16 protein-coding genes are annotated in these 14,945 nt (G+C 59.6%); 9 read left to right on the top strand and 7 right to left on the bottom strand.

All coding sequences use genetic code 11. From position 1 onward, the window contains the following. Positions 1-19 precede the first annotated feature (19 nt). Entirely contained in the window at positions 20-1,183 is a 1,164-nt protein-coding gene (locus ACMGF9_RS10660) for a M20 aminoacylase family protein (RefSeq protein ID WP_182264359.1), read from the bottom strand. A 43-nt stretch (positions 1,184-1,226) separates the two neighbouring features. Between ACMGF9_RS10660 and ACMGF9_RS10655 the strand changes: the two genes are divergently transcribed. Next, complete coding sequence (locus tag ACMGF9_RS10655) at positions 1,227-1,511, top strand: hypothetical protein (protein WP_126181070.1); 285 nt, start codon at positions 1,227-1,229, stop codon at positions 1,509-1,511. 57 nt (positions 1,512-1,568) lie between these two features. Continuing rightward, positions 1,569-3,635: a carbon starvation CstA family protein gene (locus tag ACMGF9_RS10650; protein WP_118891981.1), complete on the top strand. Its 2,067-nt coding sequence runs from the start codon at positions 1,569-1,571 to the stop codon at positions 3,633-3,635. A gap of 48 nt (positions 3,636-3,683) precedes the next feature. Here the strand turns inward: ACMGF9_RS10650 and fsa are convergent, their stop codons facing one another. Further along, a complete protein-coding gene (gene fsa, locus ACMGF9_RS10645; RefSeq protein WP_021503809.1) occupies positions 3,684-4,349 on the bottom strand; it encodes a fructose-6-phosphate aldolase in 666 nt (221 codons plus the stop codon). Between the two features lie 149 nt (positions 4,350-4,498). Here fsa and ACMGF9_RS10640 point away from each other — a divergent pair, with 149 nt between their 5' ends. The 4 genes from ACMGF9_RS10640 (at position 4,499) to osmB (ending at position 9,122) form a co-directional block, all read left to right on the top strand. After that, positions 4,499-5,398: a glycyl-radical enzyme activating protein gene (locus tag ACMGF9_RS10640; RefSeq protein WP_021503810.1), complete on the top strand. Its 900-nt coding sequence runs from the start codon at positions 4,499-4,501 to the stop codon at positions 5,396-5,398. 4 nt (positions 5,399-5,402) lie between these two features. Next, positions 5,403-7,835: a formate C-acetyltransferase/glycerol dehydratase family glycyl radical enzyme gene (locus tag ACMGF9_RS10635; RefSeq protein ID WP_118891979.1), complete on the top strand. Its 2,433-nt coding sequence runs from the start codon at positions 5,403-5,405 to the stop codon at positions 7,833-7,835. A 50-nt stretch (positions 7,836-7,885) separates the two neighbouring features. After that, a complete protein-coding gene (locus ACMGF9_RS10630; protein WP_044031124.1) occupies positions 7,886-8,632 on the top strand; it encodes a DNA-binding transcriptional regulator YciT in 747 nt (248 codons plus the stop codon). Positions 8,633-8,903: 271 nt separating this feature from the next. Further along, positions 8,904-9,122 (top strand): osmotically-inducible lipoprotein OsmB, encoded by a 219-nt coding sequence (gene osmB, locus ACMGF9_RS10625; RefSeq protein ID WP_004930634.1) that lies wholly within the window; start codon positions 8,904-8,906, stop codon positions 9,120-9,122. A 188-nt stretch (positions 9,123-9,310) separates the two neighbouring features. Here the strand turns inward: osmB and yciH are convergent, their stop codons facing one another. Together yciH and pyrF are read right to left on the bottom strand one after the other, a co-directional pair. Next, positions 9,311-9,637, bottom strand: a complete 327-nt coding sequence (gene yciH, locus ACMGF9_RS10620) for a stress response translation initiation inhibitor YciH (RefSeq protein ID WP_021503812.1) — start codon at positions 9,635-9,637, stop codon at positions 9,311-9,313. Positions 9,638-9,647: 10 nt separating this feature from the next. Next, on the bottom strand, positions 9,648-10,376 hold the full coding sequence (pyrF, locus tag ACMGF9_RS10615) for an orotidine-5'-phosphate decarboxylase (protein ID WP_004930640.1): 729 nt from the start codon (positions 10,374-10,376) through the stop codon (positions 9,648-9,650). Between the two features lie 329 nt (positions 10,377-10,705). On the opposite strand from pyrF, the gene bhsA reads away from it, so the two are divergent. Then, positions 10,706-10,966 (top strand): multiple stress resistance protein BhsA, encoded by a 261-nt coding sequence (gene bhsA, locus ACMGF9_RS10610; RefSeq protein WP_004930642.1) that lies wholly within the window; start codon positions 10,706-10,708, stop codon positions 10,964-10,966. A gap of 172 nt (positions 10,967-11,138) precedes the next feature. Then, positions 11,139-11,438, top strand: a complete 300-nt coding sequence (locus ACMGF9_RS10605) for an Arc family DNA-binding protein (protein ID WP_015378033.1) — start codon at positions 11,139-11,141, stop codon at positions 11,436-11,438. Positions 11,439-11,497: 59 nt separating this feature from the next. On the opposite strand, the gene lapB is transcribed toward ACMGF9_RS10605, so the two are convergent. From lapB to pgpB, 3 genes are all read right to left on the bottom strand, one after another. Continuing rightward, positions 11,498-12,670, bottom strand: coding sequence for a lipopolysaccharide assembly protein LapB (gene lapB / locus ACMGF9_RS10600; RefSeq protein WP_021503814.1), 1,173 nt, complete (start codon positions 12,668-12,670; stop codon positions 11,498-11,500). A 6-nt stretch (positions 12,671-12,676) separates the two neighbouring features. Beyond that, positions 12,677-12,979 carry a LapA family protein gene (locus tag ACMGF9_RS10595; RefSeq protein ID WP_004930650.1) on the bottom strand — a complete coding sequence of 101 codons (303 nt, stop codon included), beginning with the start codon at positions 12,977-12,979 and terminating at the stop codon, positions 12,677-12,679. A 298-nt stretch (positions 12,980-13,277) separates the two neighbouring features. Next, positions 13,278-14,042 carry a phosphatidylglycerophosphatase B gene (gene pgpB, locus ACMGF9_RS10590; RefSeq protein WP_076740780.1) on the bottom strand — a complete coding sequence of 255 codons (765 nt, stop codon included), beginning with the start codon at positions 14,040-14,042 and terminating at the stop codon, positions 13,278-13,280. Between the two features lie 279 nt (positions 14,043-14,321). Here pgpB and ribA point away from each other — a divergent pair, with 279 nt between their 5' ends. After that, positions 14,322-14,915 (top strand): GTP cyclohydrolase II, encoded by a 594-nt coding sequence (ribA, locus tag ACMGF9_RS10585; RefSeq protein ID WP_004930678.1) that lies wholly within the window; start codon positions 14,322-14,324, stop codon positions 14,913-14,915. Positions 14,916-14,945: the final 30 nt, after the last annotated feature.

Genomic DNA, 14,945 nt, shown 5'->3' with positions numbered 1-14,945 from the left:
CTGTTATTATTTTTCTGACTTATTTTAAATACGCTTCCACCAGCGCGCCCCAATAATGGCTGCCCGCCGCCAGGCATTCATCGTTAAAGTCATATCCCGGGTTATGCACCATACAGCTTCCTTCACCGTCGCCATTACCGATCAGCAGATAACAACCCTGCGGCTGCGCCTCGAGCATGAAGGTGAAATCTTCACTGCCCATCAGCGGCTTGGCGCCGTAGTGCGCGCGCGCGGCGCCGAACTGCTGCTGCGCCACCTGATGCGCGAAGCGCGTCATGGCCTCATCGTTAACCAATACCGGAGCGCCGTTGATGTGGTTCACGATTGCCGTGGCACCGAAGCTTTGCGCCTGCGCCTGAATCAGCGCAGGAATGCGCGTTAACAGCTCGGTTCGCCACTCGCGCCCCAGCGATCGCACGCTAAGCCGCATTTCCGCGCTGTCCGGGATAACATTGGCCGCCTCACCGGCCTTAATGCTGCCGACGGTGATCACCGCCGCCTCCAGCGGATCGGTATTACGCGAGACGATGCTTTGCAGCGCGACGACGATATGCGAGGCCACCAGCACCGGATCGACGGTCAGATGCGGCATAGCGCCGTGCCCACCGCAGCCTTGCACGGTAACGACGAATTGGTCCGTCGAAGCCATAAAGGCGCCGTGACGGAAGAAAAACTCGCCCACCGGCAGACCCGGCATGTTGTGCATGGCGAAGATGGCGTCACAGGGAAAGCGTTCGAATAACCCTTGCTCCACCATCAACGCGCCGCCGCCCAGCGTCTCTTCCGCCGGCTGAAAAATCAGATGCAGCGTGCCATTGAAGCGGCGGGTTTGCGCCAGGTAACGCGCAGCGCCGAGCAACATGGTGGTATGGCCGTCGTGGCCGCAACCGTGCATGCGGTTGGGCACGCTGCTGCTCCAGGATTTGCCGTTGTTTTCTTCGATCGGCAGCGCATCCATATCGGCGCGCAGCCCGAGACGCTTCGCACCGGCGCCCGCTCGCAGCGTACCGACGACGCCGGTGCCCGCCAATCCGCGGTGCACCTCATACCCCCACGAACTCAGATAATCCGCCACCAAATCGCTGGTACGAAACTCCTCGAAGCCAAGCTCCGGGTGCTGATGAATATCATGACGAATGGCCGTTAGCTGCGGTAAATAACCTGCAATGACTTTATCTATCATTATTAATTCCTTTTATTGACTTTATTATTTGTGAAATAAATGAATGGCGCTTCGAGCGCGAGCCAAGATATATCACGCAAAACGTTTATTAGTACCCCTTGTGTCGGCAATACAGAAAAATAATGCCAAAGGGATCGCGCAAGCGATGGGTTTAGATATTATCCGCCAGATAAAAATTAAAAATGCAGCAGGAAACGCTGCCGGGCCACATTGCGACGACAGCCTGCACCAATGGGGTTTCATCACGTTGTTTTTCCACCAAAACCCCACCTGCTTCACATTTCTCATCCGACCTGCCGCGGTTCGGCGGCAAAACTTCTACTGTTAAAACGTCATCCCTAATAACAACGTCAATTTCTACCTCTGTACGCCAAGGAGTTGTTTCATGAAAAACATCAGGTCCGGACTTATCTGGCTGCTGGTGGCGTTGGTCGGCGCTTTCGCCTTCGCCATGCTGGCGCTCAGCCGCGGCGAACACGTCAACGCCGTCTGGCTGGTGGTCGCCGCCGTCGCCTGCTACAGCATCGCCTACCGCTTCTACAGCCGGTTCATCGCCGACAAGGTCTTTGAACTGGATGACCGCCGTCTGACCCCGGCCGAACGCCACAACGACGGCCTGGACTATGTGCCCACCAACAAATGGGTGCTGTTCGGCCACCACTTCGCCGCCATCGCCGGCGCCGGGCCGCTGGTGGGGCCGATCCTGGCCGCGCAGATGGGCTTCCTGCCGGGAACCATCTGGATCCTGGTCGGCGTTATGTTGGCCGGCGCGGTGCAGGATTTTCTGGTGCTGTTCATCTCCACCCGCCGCGACGGACGTTCGCTGGGGGAGATGGCCAAGCAAGAGCTGGGGGCGTTCGCCGGGGTGATTACCATGCTCGGCGCGCTGGGGGTGATGATCATCATCCTGTCGGCGCTGGCGCTGGTGGTGGTGAAGGCGCTGGCCGACAGCCCGTGGGGGCTGTTCACCATCGCCGCCACCATCCCGATCGCGCTGTTCATGGGCGTCTACATGCGTTTTATTCGCCCAGGTAAGATCGCTGAAATCTCAGTGATCGGCTTCGTGCTGATGCTGCTGGCGATCGTTTACGGCGGCAACGTGGCGCAAGATCCCTACTGGGGGCCGTTCTTCACGCTGCACGGCACCACCCTGACCTGGGTGCTGGTGATCTACGGCTTCGTCGCCTCGGTGCTGCCGGTGTGGCTACTGCTGGCGCCGCGCGACTACCTTTCGACCTTTATGAAGATCGGCGTCATCATCGGTCTGGCCATCGGCATCGTCTTCGCCATGCCGGAGATGAAAATGCCGGCGGTTTCGCGCTTTATCGACGGCAGCGGCCCGGTGTTCGCCGGCGCCCTGTTCCCATTCCTGTTCATCACCATCGCCTGCGGCGCCATTTCCGGCTTCCACGCGCTGGTCTCCAGCGGCACCACGCCCAAACTGGTGGAGCGCGAAAGCCACATTCGCTTTATCGGTTACGGCGCCATGCTGATGGAGTCTTTCGTCGCCATCATGGCGCTGATCTGCGCCTCGGTGCTGGATCCGGGCGTTTACTTCGCCATGAACTCACCGGCGGCGCTGATTGGCACCACGGTGGAGAATGCTTCGCAGGTGATTAACAGCTGGGGCTTTATCGTCACGCCGGAGACGCTGGCGCTGATCGCCAAAGAGGTGGGTGAGAACTCCATTCTGTCGCGCGCCGGCGGCGCCCCGACCTTCGCCGTGGGCATGGCGCACATCATCAGCGAGGTGTTCAATAGCCGGGCGATGATGGCGTTCTGGTACCACTTCGCCATTCTGTTCGAAGCGCTGTTCATCCTGACCGCCGTCGACGCCGGCACCCGCGCCTGCCGCTTTATGGTGCAGGATCTGGTGGGCGTGGCGGTGCCGCAACTGGCCAACAACCGCTCCTGGCTCGGCAACCTGGCGGGCACCACGGTGGCGGTGGCCGGTTGGGGTTTCTTCGTGTATCAGGGGGTGGTCGATCCGCTCGGCGGCATCAATACCCTGTGGCCGCTGTTCGGCATCGGCAACCAGATGCTGGCATCGATGGCGCTGATCCTCGGCACCGTAGTGCTGTTCAAGATGAAGAAGCAGCGCTACGCCTGGGTGACTATTCTGCCGACCGCCTGGCTGTTCGTCACCTCGATGACCGCCGGCTGGCAGAAGATCTTCCACGAAAAACCGAGCATCGGCTTCCTGGCGCAGGCGAAGAAGTTCTCCACCGGCATCGAGCAAGGCACGATCATTGCGCCGGCCAAGTCGTTAAAAGACATGGAGACCATCGTGTTCAGCAACCAGATCAACGCCGCGCTGTGCGGGTTCTTTATGCTGGTGGCGGTGACCATGCTGATCGCCGCTTTCTTCGCCATCCGCCGGGCGCTGCGTTCCGAACAACCGACGGCGCACGAGGTCAGCGCCGCACTGCGGGAGGAGACCGGCCGCGGCTAAACGAACCGAGCATCAAGCAAGGGCGCCGCGGCGCCCTTTTTACTGGCTTTAGCCTAACAGCGTCGAGCCGAACGCCCCCTGCCAATCCTGTTCGAATTTCTCGACCGCGGCCTGTACGGCCGGCGCATTCAGGAACTGCTCCGCCACGTCCACCGGCAGCGTGATGGCCTGACAGCCCGCGAGCAAGCACTCCAGCGCCTGGCGCGGCGTTTTGAAGCTGGCGGCCAGCACCTGCGCCGAGGGCGCATGCAGGCTCAACAGCTGCTGCAGCTCGTGCACCATTTCGATGCCGTCGCCGCCCTGCGCATCCACGCGGTTGATATAAGGCGCCACATATTCCGCCCCGGCCAATGCCGCCAACAGCCCTTGCCCGGCGCCGTACACTGCGGTGCCCAGCGTCGGAATGGACATCGTTTTAAGTTTCTTGATCGCCGCCAGCCCTTCGGCGGTCGCCGGGATCTTCACCACCAGCCCCGGTACCCGCTGGCTGAGCAGCGCCGCCTCCGCCACCATACGTTCCGCATCGGCCGCCATCACCTGCGCAAACAGCTTGCCGGTGCCGCCGAGGGCGTCGCGCAGCGCGGGCAGCACTTCCCAGATCGGCTTGCCTTCCTTCGCCACGATGCTCGGGTTGGTGGTGACGCCGTGCAGCGGCAGAATGCGCGCCAGGCGTTTTACCGCGGTCACATCGGCGGTATCGAGATAAAGCTCCATCACGGACTCCTGTGTCATGTTCTGTGGGCGGATTCAAACTCTGATCATCATAGGGCAAAAAAACCGCCAACCTTTGATCAAAATCAATTCAACTTTCATTCGAAACACATATAATGGCGAAAGATTCAGCAACGCCAAACGGGTGACTCATGTTCTTTAATCTGCAGCGCTACTCGACCCATGACGGCCCGGGCATCCGCAGCGTGGTCTTTTTAAAAGGCTGCCCGCTGAGCTGCCGCTGGTGTCAGAACCCGGAAAGCCGTTCGCGCCACGCAGACCTGCTGTTTGACGAGCGCCTGTGCCTGAGCGGCTGCACGCTGTGCGCCGAGCGTTGTCCGCAAGGGCTGCAGCGCACCGACGGGCCGCTGACGCTGCAACGCGAGCTGATTAGCGCAGACGATTATGCCGCCCTGGCCGCCACCTGCCCGACCGGCGCGCTCAGCCTGTGCGGCAGCCCGGTCAACCCCGACGATATCATGGCCGAGGTAATGCGGGATAAGCCTTTCTACCTGCGCAGCGGCGGCGGTTTAACGCTGTCCGGCGGCGAGCCCTTTATGCAGCCGGAGGTTGCGGCGGAACTGCTGCGGCGCGGCCGCGAGGCCGGCATCCACACCGCCGTCGAATCCTGCCTGCACGTTCCCTGGCGTTACATCGCCCCTTCGCTGCCGTGGCTGGATCTGCTGTTGGCCGATCTCAAACACACCGACGAAGCGCGCTTCAGAGCCTGGACCGGCGGCTCCGCCCGCCGGGTGATGAACAATTTCCGCCGGCTGGCGGCGCACGGCGTGCCAATGACCGTGCGCGTGCCGCTGATCCCCGATTTCAACGCCGATCGCCGCTCAGTCCGCGCGATCGTCGACTTCGCCGCCGACGAGATCGGCGTATCGGAGATCCACTTTCTGCCGTACCACACGCTGGGCATCAACAAGTACCACCTGCTCGGCGAGCCCTACCGCGCCGCCCGCACGCCGCTGGACGCGCCCGATCTGCTGGCCTTCGCCGAAGCCTATGCCGGCGCCAAAGGCCTGACCGCCATTTTGCGAGGATAACGCCATGACCACGTTGGATTTGACCACCCTCAGCGCCCGTATTCAGGCGCACAAGAACGCGCTGATTCACATCGTCAAACCGCCGGTGTGCACCGAACGAGCACAGCACTATACCGAAGCCTATCAACAGCATCAGAACAAGCCGCTGCCGGTGCGCCGCGCGCTGGCGCTGGCTAACCACCTGGCGAAACGCAGCATCTGGATCGCCAACGACGAGTTGATCGTCGGCAACCAGGCCAGCGAACTGCGCGCCGCGCCGATCTTCCCCGAATACACCGTCGGCTGGATAGAAAACGAAATAGACCAGTTGGCCGACCGGCCGGGCGCCGGTTTTTCGGTCAGCGAAGAGAACAAGGCGATTTTGCATCGCCTGTGCCCCTGGTGGCGCGGCCAAACGGTGCAGGATCGCTGCTACGGCATGTTCACCGACGAGCAAAAAGCGCTGCTGGCCACCGGCATCATCAAGGCCGAGGGCAACATGACCTCCGGCGATGCTCACCTGGCGGTCAACTTCCCGCTGTTGCTGGAGCTAGGTCTCGACGGCCTGCGTGAAAAAGTGAACGCGCGCCGCAGCCGCCTGCGCCTGACCGAGTGGGAAGACCTGCACAAAGCGCAGTTTCTCAACGCTATCGACATCGTGCTGGCGGCGCTGAGCGAACACATCCTGCGCTTCGCCCGCCTGGCGCGCGACATGGCGCAAAACGAACCGCGCACTGGCCGGCGCACCGAGCTGCTGGCCATCGCGGACAACTGCGATCGGATCGCCCATCGCCCGCCGCAAACCTTCTGGCAGGCGCTGCAGCTGTGCTATTTCATCCAGCTGACGTTGCAGATCGAATCCAACGGCCATTCGGTTTCCTTCGGCCGCCTCGATCAATATCTCTATCCCTGGTATCGGCGTGACGTGGAGCTGGAGCAAAAGCTGGCGCGGGAAGACGCCATCGAGCTGTTGCACAGCTGCTGGCTGAAGCTGCTGGAGGTCAACAAGATCCGCTCCGGCTCGCATTCCAAGGCTTCCGCCGGCAGCCCGCTGTACCAGAACGTCACCATCGGCGGACAGAAGCTGATCGACGGCCGGCCGTGCGATGCGGTCAACCCGCTGTCCTACGCCATTCTCGAGTCCTGCGGCCGCCTGCGCTCCACCCAGCCCAACCTCAGCGTGCGTTACCATGCCGGGATGAGCGCCGACTTCCTCGACGCCTGCGTGCAGGTGATCCGCTGCGGCTTCGGCATGCCGGCATTCAATAATGACGAAATCGTCATTCCCGAGTTCATCAAGTTGGGGGTCGAACCGCAAGACGCTTACGACTACGCCGCCATCGGCTGTATCGAGACCGCCGTCGGCGGAAAATGGGGCTATCGCTGCACCGGCATGAGCTTCATCAACTTCGCCCGCGTGCTGCTGGCGGCGCTGGAACAGGGCCGCGACGCGACCTCCGGGCAGATCTTCCTGCCACAGGAACAGGCGCTGTCCAAAGGAAACTTCGACGATTTCGAGCAGGTCTTAACCGCCTGGGATCGGCAAATCCGCTACTACACGCGCAAGTCGATCGAGATCGAGTGCGTGGTGGACAGCGTGCTGGAGGAGAACGCCCACGATATCCTCTGTTCCGCGCTGGTGGATGACTGCATCGAACGCGGTAAAAGCATCAAGCAAGGCGGCGCCAAATACGATTGGGTTTCCGGCCTGCAGGTCGGCATCGCCAACCTGGGCAACAGCCTCGCGGCGGTGCGCAAACTGGTGTTCGACCAGGGGACGATCGGCCAGCAGCAGTTGGCGACGGCGCTGGCCGAAGACTTCGCCGGGCTGGATGGCGAGCAGCTGCGCCAGCGGCTGCTCAACGCCGCGCCCAAATACGGCAACGACGTGGACGAGGTCGATTGGCTGCTGGTGCGCGCCTACCAAACCTATATCGAACAACTGAAGCAGTATCGCAACACCCGCTTCGGCCGCGGGCCGATCGGCGGCGGTTACTACGCCGGCACCTCGTCGATTTCGGCCAACGTGCCGTTCGGCTCTGCCACCCTGGCCACGCCCGATGGACGTAAGGCGCACACGCCACTGGCGGAAGGCGCCAGTCCGGCGTCCGGCACCGACCATCTGGGGCCGACGGCGGTGTTCAATTCGCTCGCCAAGTTGCCGACCGAGGCGATCCTCGGCGGCGTGCTGCTCAACCAAAAGCTTAACCCGGCGACGCTGGACAACCCGCGCGATCGGGAAAAGCTGATGCTGATGTTGCGCACCTTCTTCGAGAGCTACCGCGGCTGGCATGTGCAGTACAACATCGTGTCGCGCGAAACGCTGCTGGCGGCGAAGCAACACCCTGACCAATATCGTGATTTAGTGGTTCGCGTAGCTGGCTATTCCGCCTTCTTTACCGCATTATCCCCTGAGGCGCAGGATGATATTATTGCGCGCACAGAACATACTCTTTAAACCTTTGACTCTTAGCGGCCGCGCCTTGGCGGCCGCATCATCAGGCCGATATGAATTTACGACAACAGACCATATTGCAGTTGGTTAACGATCGCCGGCGGATCAGCGTCAATGAGCTGGCGCGCGCCTCGGGCGTCTCGGAAGTCACCATCCGGCAGGATCTCAACCTGCTGGAAAAGCGCAGTTATCTGAAGCGGGTGCACGGTTCCGCCGTGGCGTTGGAGAGCGACGACGTCGACGCCCGCATGATGTCCAATTTCACCCTCAAGCAGCGGCTGGCGCAATACGCCGCCGCGCAGGTCAACGACGGCGAGACGATCTTTATCGAGAGCGGCAGCGCCAACGCCCTGCTGGCGCGCTACATCGCCGAACACAAGCGCATTACGCTGATCACCGTCAGCCACTACATCGCCAACCTGCTGAAAGAAACCGACTGCGACGTGATTGTGCTGGGCGGCATGTACCAGAAGAAAAGCGAGACCGTGGTCGGCCCGCTGACGCGGCTGTGCATTCAGCAGGTGCATTTCAATAAGGCGTTTATCGGCATTGACGGCTTTCAGGCCGAAACCGGCTTTACCGGCCGCGACATGATGCGCGCCGATGTGGTCAGCGCGGTACTGGCCAAGGGCGTGGAGAATATCGTGCTGACGGACTCCAGCAAATTCGGCCAGATCCAGCCCAATCCGCTGGCGCAGCCGGGGCAAATCAGCCGGGTGATCACCGATTCACGTTTGGCGCTGGAGTATCAGCATCAGCTGAAACGCCAGGGCGTACAGGTGGAATTGGTCAACGAATAACGCAGACCACCGCCGCACCGCGCGGGCCACGCCGCGCGTCTTTCCCCTTGCGCAGCGGGATTTTAAGACTATTTACCTGTTTATCCTTCCCGAGAAACCTATACTCAGCTTCGGTAACTTTTGGGCCGTAACCCGCTAATTATTCGGCCGTTAACAAAAAATGCCATTTTTTATATCGATACCGTATGGGAATCAACAGCAGGCCTGATTTATGGTTAACGCCTATACTTATAAGGCACTTCCATATAGCCAATGCTAAGGAGAAGTCATTATGATGATTATCAATAAACGTTTCGCCACCGCCGCTCTGGCTCTGACTCTGGCGTTTTCACTGAGCGCCTGTTCCAACATGTCCAAACGCGATCGCAACACCGCCATCGGCGCCGGCGCCGGTGCAGTCGGCGGCGCAGTGCTGACCAACGGCAGCGCTTTGGGCACGCTGGGTGGGGCAGCGGTGGGCGGCATCATCGGTCACCAGGTTGGCAAATAACCTGCCCGATGTTCCTCCGCCGACAGGCGGGCAAAAGCGACTTGGCGCTTTGACGTATTAACCAATAACGATGATTTCAGGTCTGTTTTACGTTAAGTCTATGGTTCTTTCGCCGTTAACGGGTTAACCCCCGGCAGCAACAACCTCTAGCCATGCCGCAGCATTGCACCGCGGCATGGCGATTCACCTCAACCGCCCGCCAGTTTGACCTTCATGCCTTTGGCTTCCAGCAGCTGTTTGAGCAGATCGCGTTTATCGCCCTGGATCTCGATGACCCCGTCTTTCACCGAGCCGCCGCAGCCGCATTTCTTTTTCAGCTCGGCCGCCAGTTTATCGAGCGCGGCATCATCCAGATCGACGCCGGTAATCAGGCACACGCCCTTCCCCTTGCGGCCGCTGGTCTGGCGCTGGATGCGCACAACGCCATCGCCCTTGGCGCGTTGCGGTTTAACCTCTTCCTGCTTGATGCGACCGGTGTCCGTGGAATACACCAGACGACTGTTATCGTCATTCATCATCGCTTCCTCAGGCCAAAGAGGCGCGGATCGCGCGCAGCGTCGCGGCCGGATCGGCAGATTGGGTGATCGGACGCCCAATCACCATATAGTCCACGCCGGCGGCCTGCGCCTGCACCGGCGTCATGATACGACGCTGATCGCCCGCCGCGCTGCCTTCAGGGCGGATCCCCGGCGTCACCAGTTGGAAAGCCTGCCCGCAGGCCGCCTTCAGCCGCTGCGCTTCGTGTGCCGAACACACCACACCGTCCAGCCCGCAGTCGCGGGTCAGGCGCGCCAGGCGCTCGGCGTGTTCCGCCGGGCTAGCCTCGATGCCGATGCCGCGCAGGTCTTCCGCTTCCATGCTGGTGAGCACGGTTACGGCGATCAACAGCGGCGCATCCGTCCCGAATGACGCCAGCGCTTCTTTAGCGGCAGTCATCATGCGCGCGCCGCCGCTGGCGTGGACGTTAACCATCCAAACGCCCAGTTCGGCCGCCGCCGCTACCGCATGCGCAGTGGTATTGGGAATATCGTGGAATTTCAGGTCGAGAAACACGTCGAAACCGCGCCCATGCAGATCGCGCACCAGTTGCGGCCCAAACAGCGTGAACATTTCTTTGCCCACTTTCAGCCGGCAGTCTTGCGGATCGATACGGTCGGCGAACGCCAGCGCAGCGTTCTTATCGGCGTAATCTAACGCCACAACGATTGGAGATGATTTTAAGTCATTGTTATTAGCGTTATTTTCAGACTTCATTTCTTCTACCTTTTGTAAAATGGAGATAATCAGGGACTCACCCGCGAAACTGACCGCCGCATTCTACATGTCGGAGGCCCGAAATCCCAGCCGCAGCGCGCACCTACGCTCTGTCATGTTACCTCCCGCCTTTGTCATGGCGCGTCAATGAACGCCCGTCAGCAATAAACCACGCAGCGTAAAACGCCGTAAAGATGCGTAAATTGTTAATCAGATATTTTGAATGACTTGCTCAGCATTATCAGATTTTCAATCGGCACGGATGCTTTATTATTCACCCCATCGGAAGCGAATGGCTTCCTTCCTAAATAAACAGACTGGAGTCACCCATGAAAACCATCAAATATTTTGCAGCCGCAGCCGCTATCGCACTGACCTCTTTCGCCACCTTCGCCGCTGAACCGATCAGCAGCCAGCAGGCCGATAACCTGACCGCCGCCGGCATCGTTTCCGCAGGCCACGCAACCACCCTCAGCAGCCTGGAGAAAAAACTGGCCGCTAAAGCGGATGCCCAGGGCGCCAGCAGCTACCGCATCATCTCCGCCGGTGGTAACAACATGTTGAGCGGCACCGCGATCATCTACAAATAATGTTTCCGGTACAGGGCCCGAACGTTCGGGCCCTGCCTCTGTTTGCCGCCTGAAAAAACCGCATTTTCCTCGCCCCGCTTTGTTACAAAAATATTAAATTTTTATTACACACTAGACACCCGATCGTCAGTGGCTTAGCTTGAAGGCATCTTCCTGCAGAAAGGCTTTCAAAATGAGCGAGATATCGACACTTACCATTAAAATTCCTCTGGAACTGAAGGAAAAAATCCGCGCCGCCGCCGCTGAAAACGAATTTTCGTTGAGCGTGGAAGTGTGCCAGCGCCTGGAAAGCAGTTTCAGCGCGCCCGCCACCAAAGCAGAGAAACCGGCCAAAAAGGCGGATGAGCTGCACCACGGCGAAATCGACAATCAAAGCACCGAAGAAGAGATTGAACAGCCGCTGAGCCAGAAAGAGCTGAAGAAACTGCGTCAGCTGTTGAAAACCGGCGCCAAAGGCGGCAAGAAAAAGTAAGTGATGAACATAAAAAAAAGGGGCGATTTTCGCCCCGTTTTTTTTGCCGCTCCGCCGCGTTATTGCCCGTCCAGACCGCGTATCGGTTTGACCGATGACCAGGCGCGGCACGACGGGCAATGCCAATAGAGCGAGTGCGCGGTGAAGCCACATTTGTGGCAGCGGTAACGCGGTTTGGTGCGAATTTGCTCGCCGACCATATCGCGCAACAGCAGCAGACTCTCTTTCGCCCGGCCGTCTTCAGCGTCCGCCAGGTGATAATCCATCAGCCGATAAAACACCCGCATAGTGGGATGACGCTGCAGCTGACGGTTGATATAGACCTGCACCACGTCGCGCCCTTCGTGCCGCTCGATGATCTCGGCTAGCATCAGATCGGCAGTGGCGCCGGTGTTCTCTTCCACGCAGCGCTTAAGAAAATCGGCCCAGTTGTGCTGTTGTTCCGGCAGATGCGTGTAGCATTCCTGCAGCATCGGCAGCGTTTCGCTGACCAACTCTTTATCCTGGCTCAGTACGCGTTGCAGCGACTCTGCCGCTTTGGCGTAGTCGTTTTGCGCCATGTAGATGCGCCCGAACATGATGGACACGCGCGCACACTGTTTATCGGCGGCGTCCGCGCGCTTGAGCAGGCTCATTGCCCGATCGAGATCGTCGCTGCCCATTGCCTGCAGCGCCAACTCACAGTAAAAGTGCGCGATCTCGACGCGTTGCTTCTCTTTGCCCAGCTTGACCAGTTTTTCCGCCACGTCGATCGCTTTCTGCCAGTCGCTGGTCGCCTGATGGATCACCAGCAGTTGCTGCAGCGCCGAGACGCGAAAATCCGCTTCGTCAGTCAACTGGCTGAACATGTCTTCCGCGCGGTCGTACAGCCCGGCCGCCATATAGTCGCGGCCCAGCTGCTGCACCGCCAGCAGGCGCTGTTCGAAGGTCAGGGAGGCGCTTTCCATCAAGGCCTGATGGATGCGGATGGCGCGGTCGACTTCACCGCGCGAACGGAACAGGTTACCCAGCGTCAGGTGGGCTTCAACGGTGTTGCTGTCCTCTTTCAACATGTCGAGGAACAGATCGACCGCCTTGTCCTGCTGGTTGGAGAGCAGAAAGTTCACCCCTGCCACGTATTCGCGCGACAGGCGGTTGGCTTCTTGCTGTTTATCCTGCTGAGCGCTTCTGCGCCCCATGTACCAACCGTACGCGGCAGCCACGGGCAGCAACAGAAACAGCAGTTCTAACATAGAGGATTATTCCTTGCTGACAACAGGCTGAGCCGCCGGTTCAGCGGGCTGCTCAAGCTGCAGCTCCAGCCTTTTGATCTTGCGCTCGGCGCGACCCAGCGCAATACGCGTGCGCAGGTAGAACAGGCCGCAAATGATCCAGCCGAGAACGAAACCGGCACCAAACAGCGTGGCCAACAGGGTCGATACGCGATAGTCGCCCTGCGCAACCAGATAGTTAAAATTGACCACCTGATCGTTATGCGCACCCAAGGTGACGGAAATCACGAAGATCACCAGAACCAACAAAAAAATCAGCAAATATTTCACATTCTTTCCCGCGATGCCGAGTGAATCGGATGAACGATGCCAAAATGTGGCGTCCCTAACCCTTAAGTTAGCATTTCCCGCTGCGGCAGGGAAACCCTGCCGCACGATAAAACCACATATCTGCTGGCATATTCGGCAGTAAACGGTCTTAGCGAACAAATTGATGAGAAAGCTTCTCAAAACGTCGAATTTATAAGGATATGGGGGCAACCGGGCGAATTGCAATGGCGGGAAAATGTAAGCGGTTAATGCGGCACCGATCCGATGCCGCCTATTTTGTGACGTGGTCACATAGCGATCATATCTCCGGCTTGCGCGCCGCGATTTCCTGCTGCTCTTGTGGCGGCGGCGTCAGCGGGCCGAACCAGCGCTGCGCCAGCCAGCAGGTGACCACCACCAGCAGCCAACTGATCAGCGTAGCCATCGCCAGATCGCGCGGCCAGTGCATGCCCAGCAGCAGACGGCTGCCCATCACCCCCGTTGCCCACACCATCAGCAACGCAACGGTTTTATAATGGCGGCGCGGCCACAGCAGCCCTACGCCCAACAGCGCCCAGGTGGCGGCGAACATCGTATGCCCCGACGGGAAAGCGAAGCCGGTTTCAAACTGCCAGTGCTTGCGCAGCCAGTTCGGCACCAGCGTCTGGTCTTGCAGTTGCTCGCGCACCAGCGCGCTGCGCTCTTTGCGATGCAGCGAATAGAAATATTTTCCGTCCACGCCGTGGGTTTGCTCGAGCCATACCACAAACGGCCGCGGTTCTTGCACCCGATCCTTGATCAACGACTTGACCCCCTGCCCAATCACCAACGCGGCGGAAAGCAGGATCGCCAGACCGATGGCCGCCTTCAGCCGAAAGCGCAGGCACCACAAAAACCAACCGCAAAGGATAGCGCTGGTCAGAATGCCCCACGGCGAGGTTACGGTTTCGGTCACCCAGAACAGCGCTTTGAGCAGCCGCTCATTGCCGCCGGGCTGCCAATGCCAGCCGGAGGCCCATACCACCAGCGGCATCAACAGCAGCAGCAGCGCGCCGCCCGACGTACGTTTTGCTATCTCATACATTCCCGTTTTCCTCTGCGTGAATCAGGCTGCAGTGTAACAAGAGTGCAATATTGATAACACGCGAAAAATTAAACAGATAGAAAACCTATCGCAATAATAGGTGGCCAGAAAACGCCATCTGCTGGTTTGCTGAGCACCGCCCGGCAAGAAGTTGTGGCAAAATAGCCGATAATTAACGAAATAGAGATCGGCGTAGCACGTTTTAGTCTTGGTCAATTTACTGAACCGGACTTAGGATGCGCGACAATGATTGAATCGTAGGTTTTTGTGGAGAGTGACATGCAGCTGAAACGGGTGGCAGAGGCTAAACTGCCGACACCTTGGGGCGATTTCCTGATGGTAGGATTCGAAGAACTGGCGACCGGACATGACCATCTGGCACTGGTATTCGGTGATATTTCCGGCGAAGCGCCGGTGCTCGCACGCGTGCATTCCGAATGCCTGACCGGCGACGCGTTATTCAGCCTGCGCTGCGACTGTGGTTTTCAACTGGAAGCCGCACTGGAGCAGATTGCGGAAGAAGGCCGCGGCATCCTGCTGTACCATCGCCAGGAGGGCCGCAATATCGGCCTGTTGAACAAGATCCGCGCCTACGCCCTGCAGGATAAGGGCGCAGACACCGTGGAAGCCAATCACCAGCTCGGCTTCGCCGCCGACGAGCGCGACTTCACCCTGTGTGCCGACATGTTCAAACTGCTGGGCGTCGACGCGGTGCGTTTGCTGACCAACAACCCGAAAAAGGTCGAGATCCTGACCGAAGCCGGTATCAACATCAGCGAACGCGTGCCGTTGATCGTCGGCCGCAACCCGAAGAACGAACGCTATCTGGCAACCAAGGCCGCCAAAATGGGCCATTTGCTCGACCAGAAGTGATCGCCACCGCAGCGGAAACAATCAGGGCGC

Origin of the sequence: Serratia sp. BNK-23 (assembly GCF_047456145.1) — a bacterium.
In the GTDB taxonomy this organism is placed as follows: Bacteria; Pseudomonadota; Gammaproteobacteria; order Enterobacterales; family Enterobacteriaceae; genus Serratia; species Serratia nematodiphila.
Note: the sequence above shows the minus strand (reverse complement) of the source record. Positions and strands in the feature narration are given on the sequence as shown.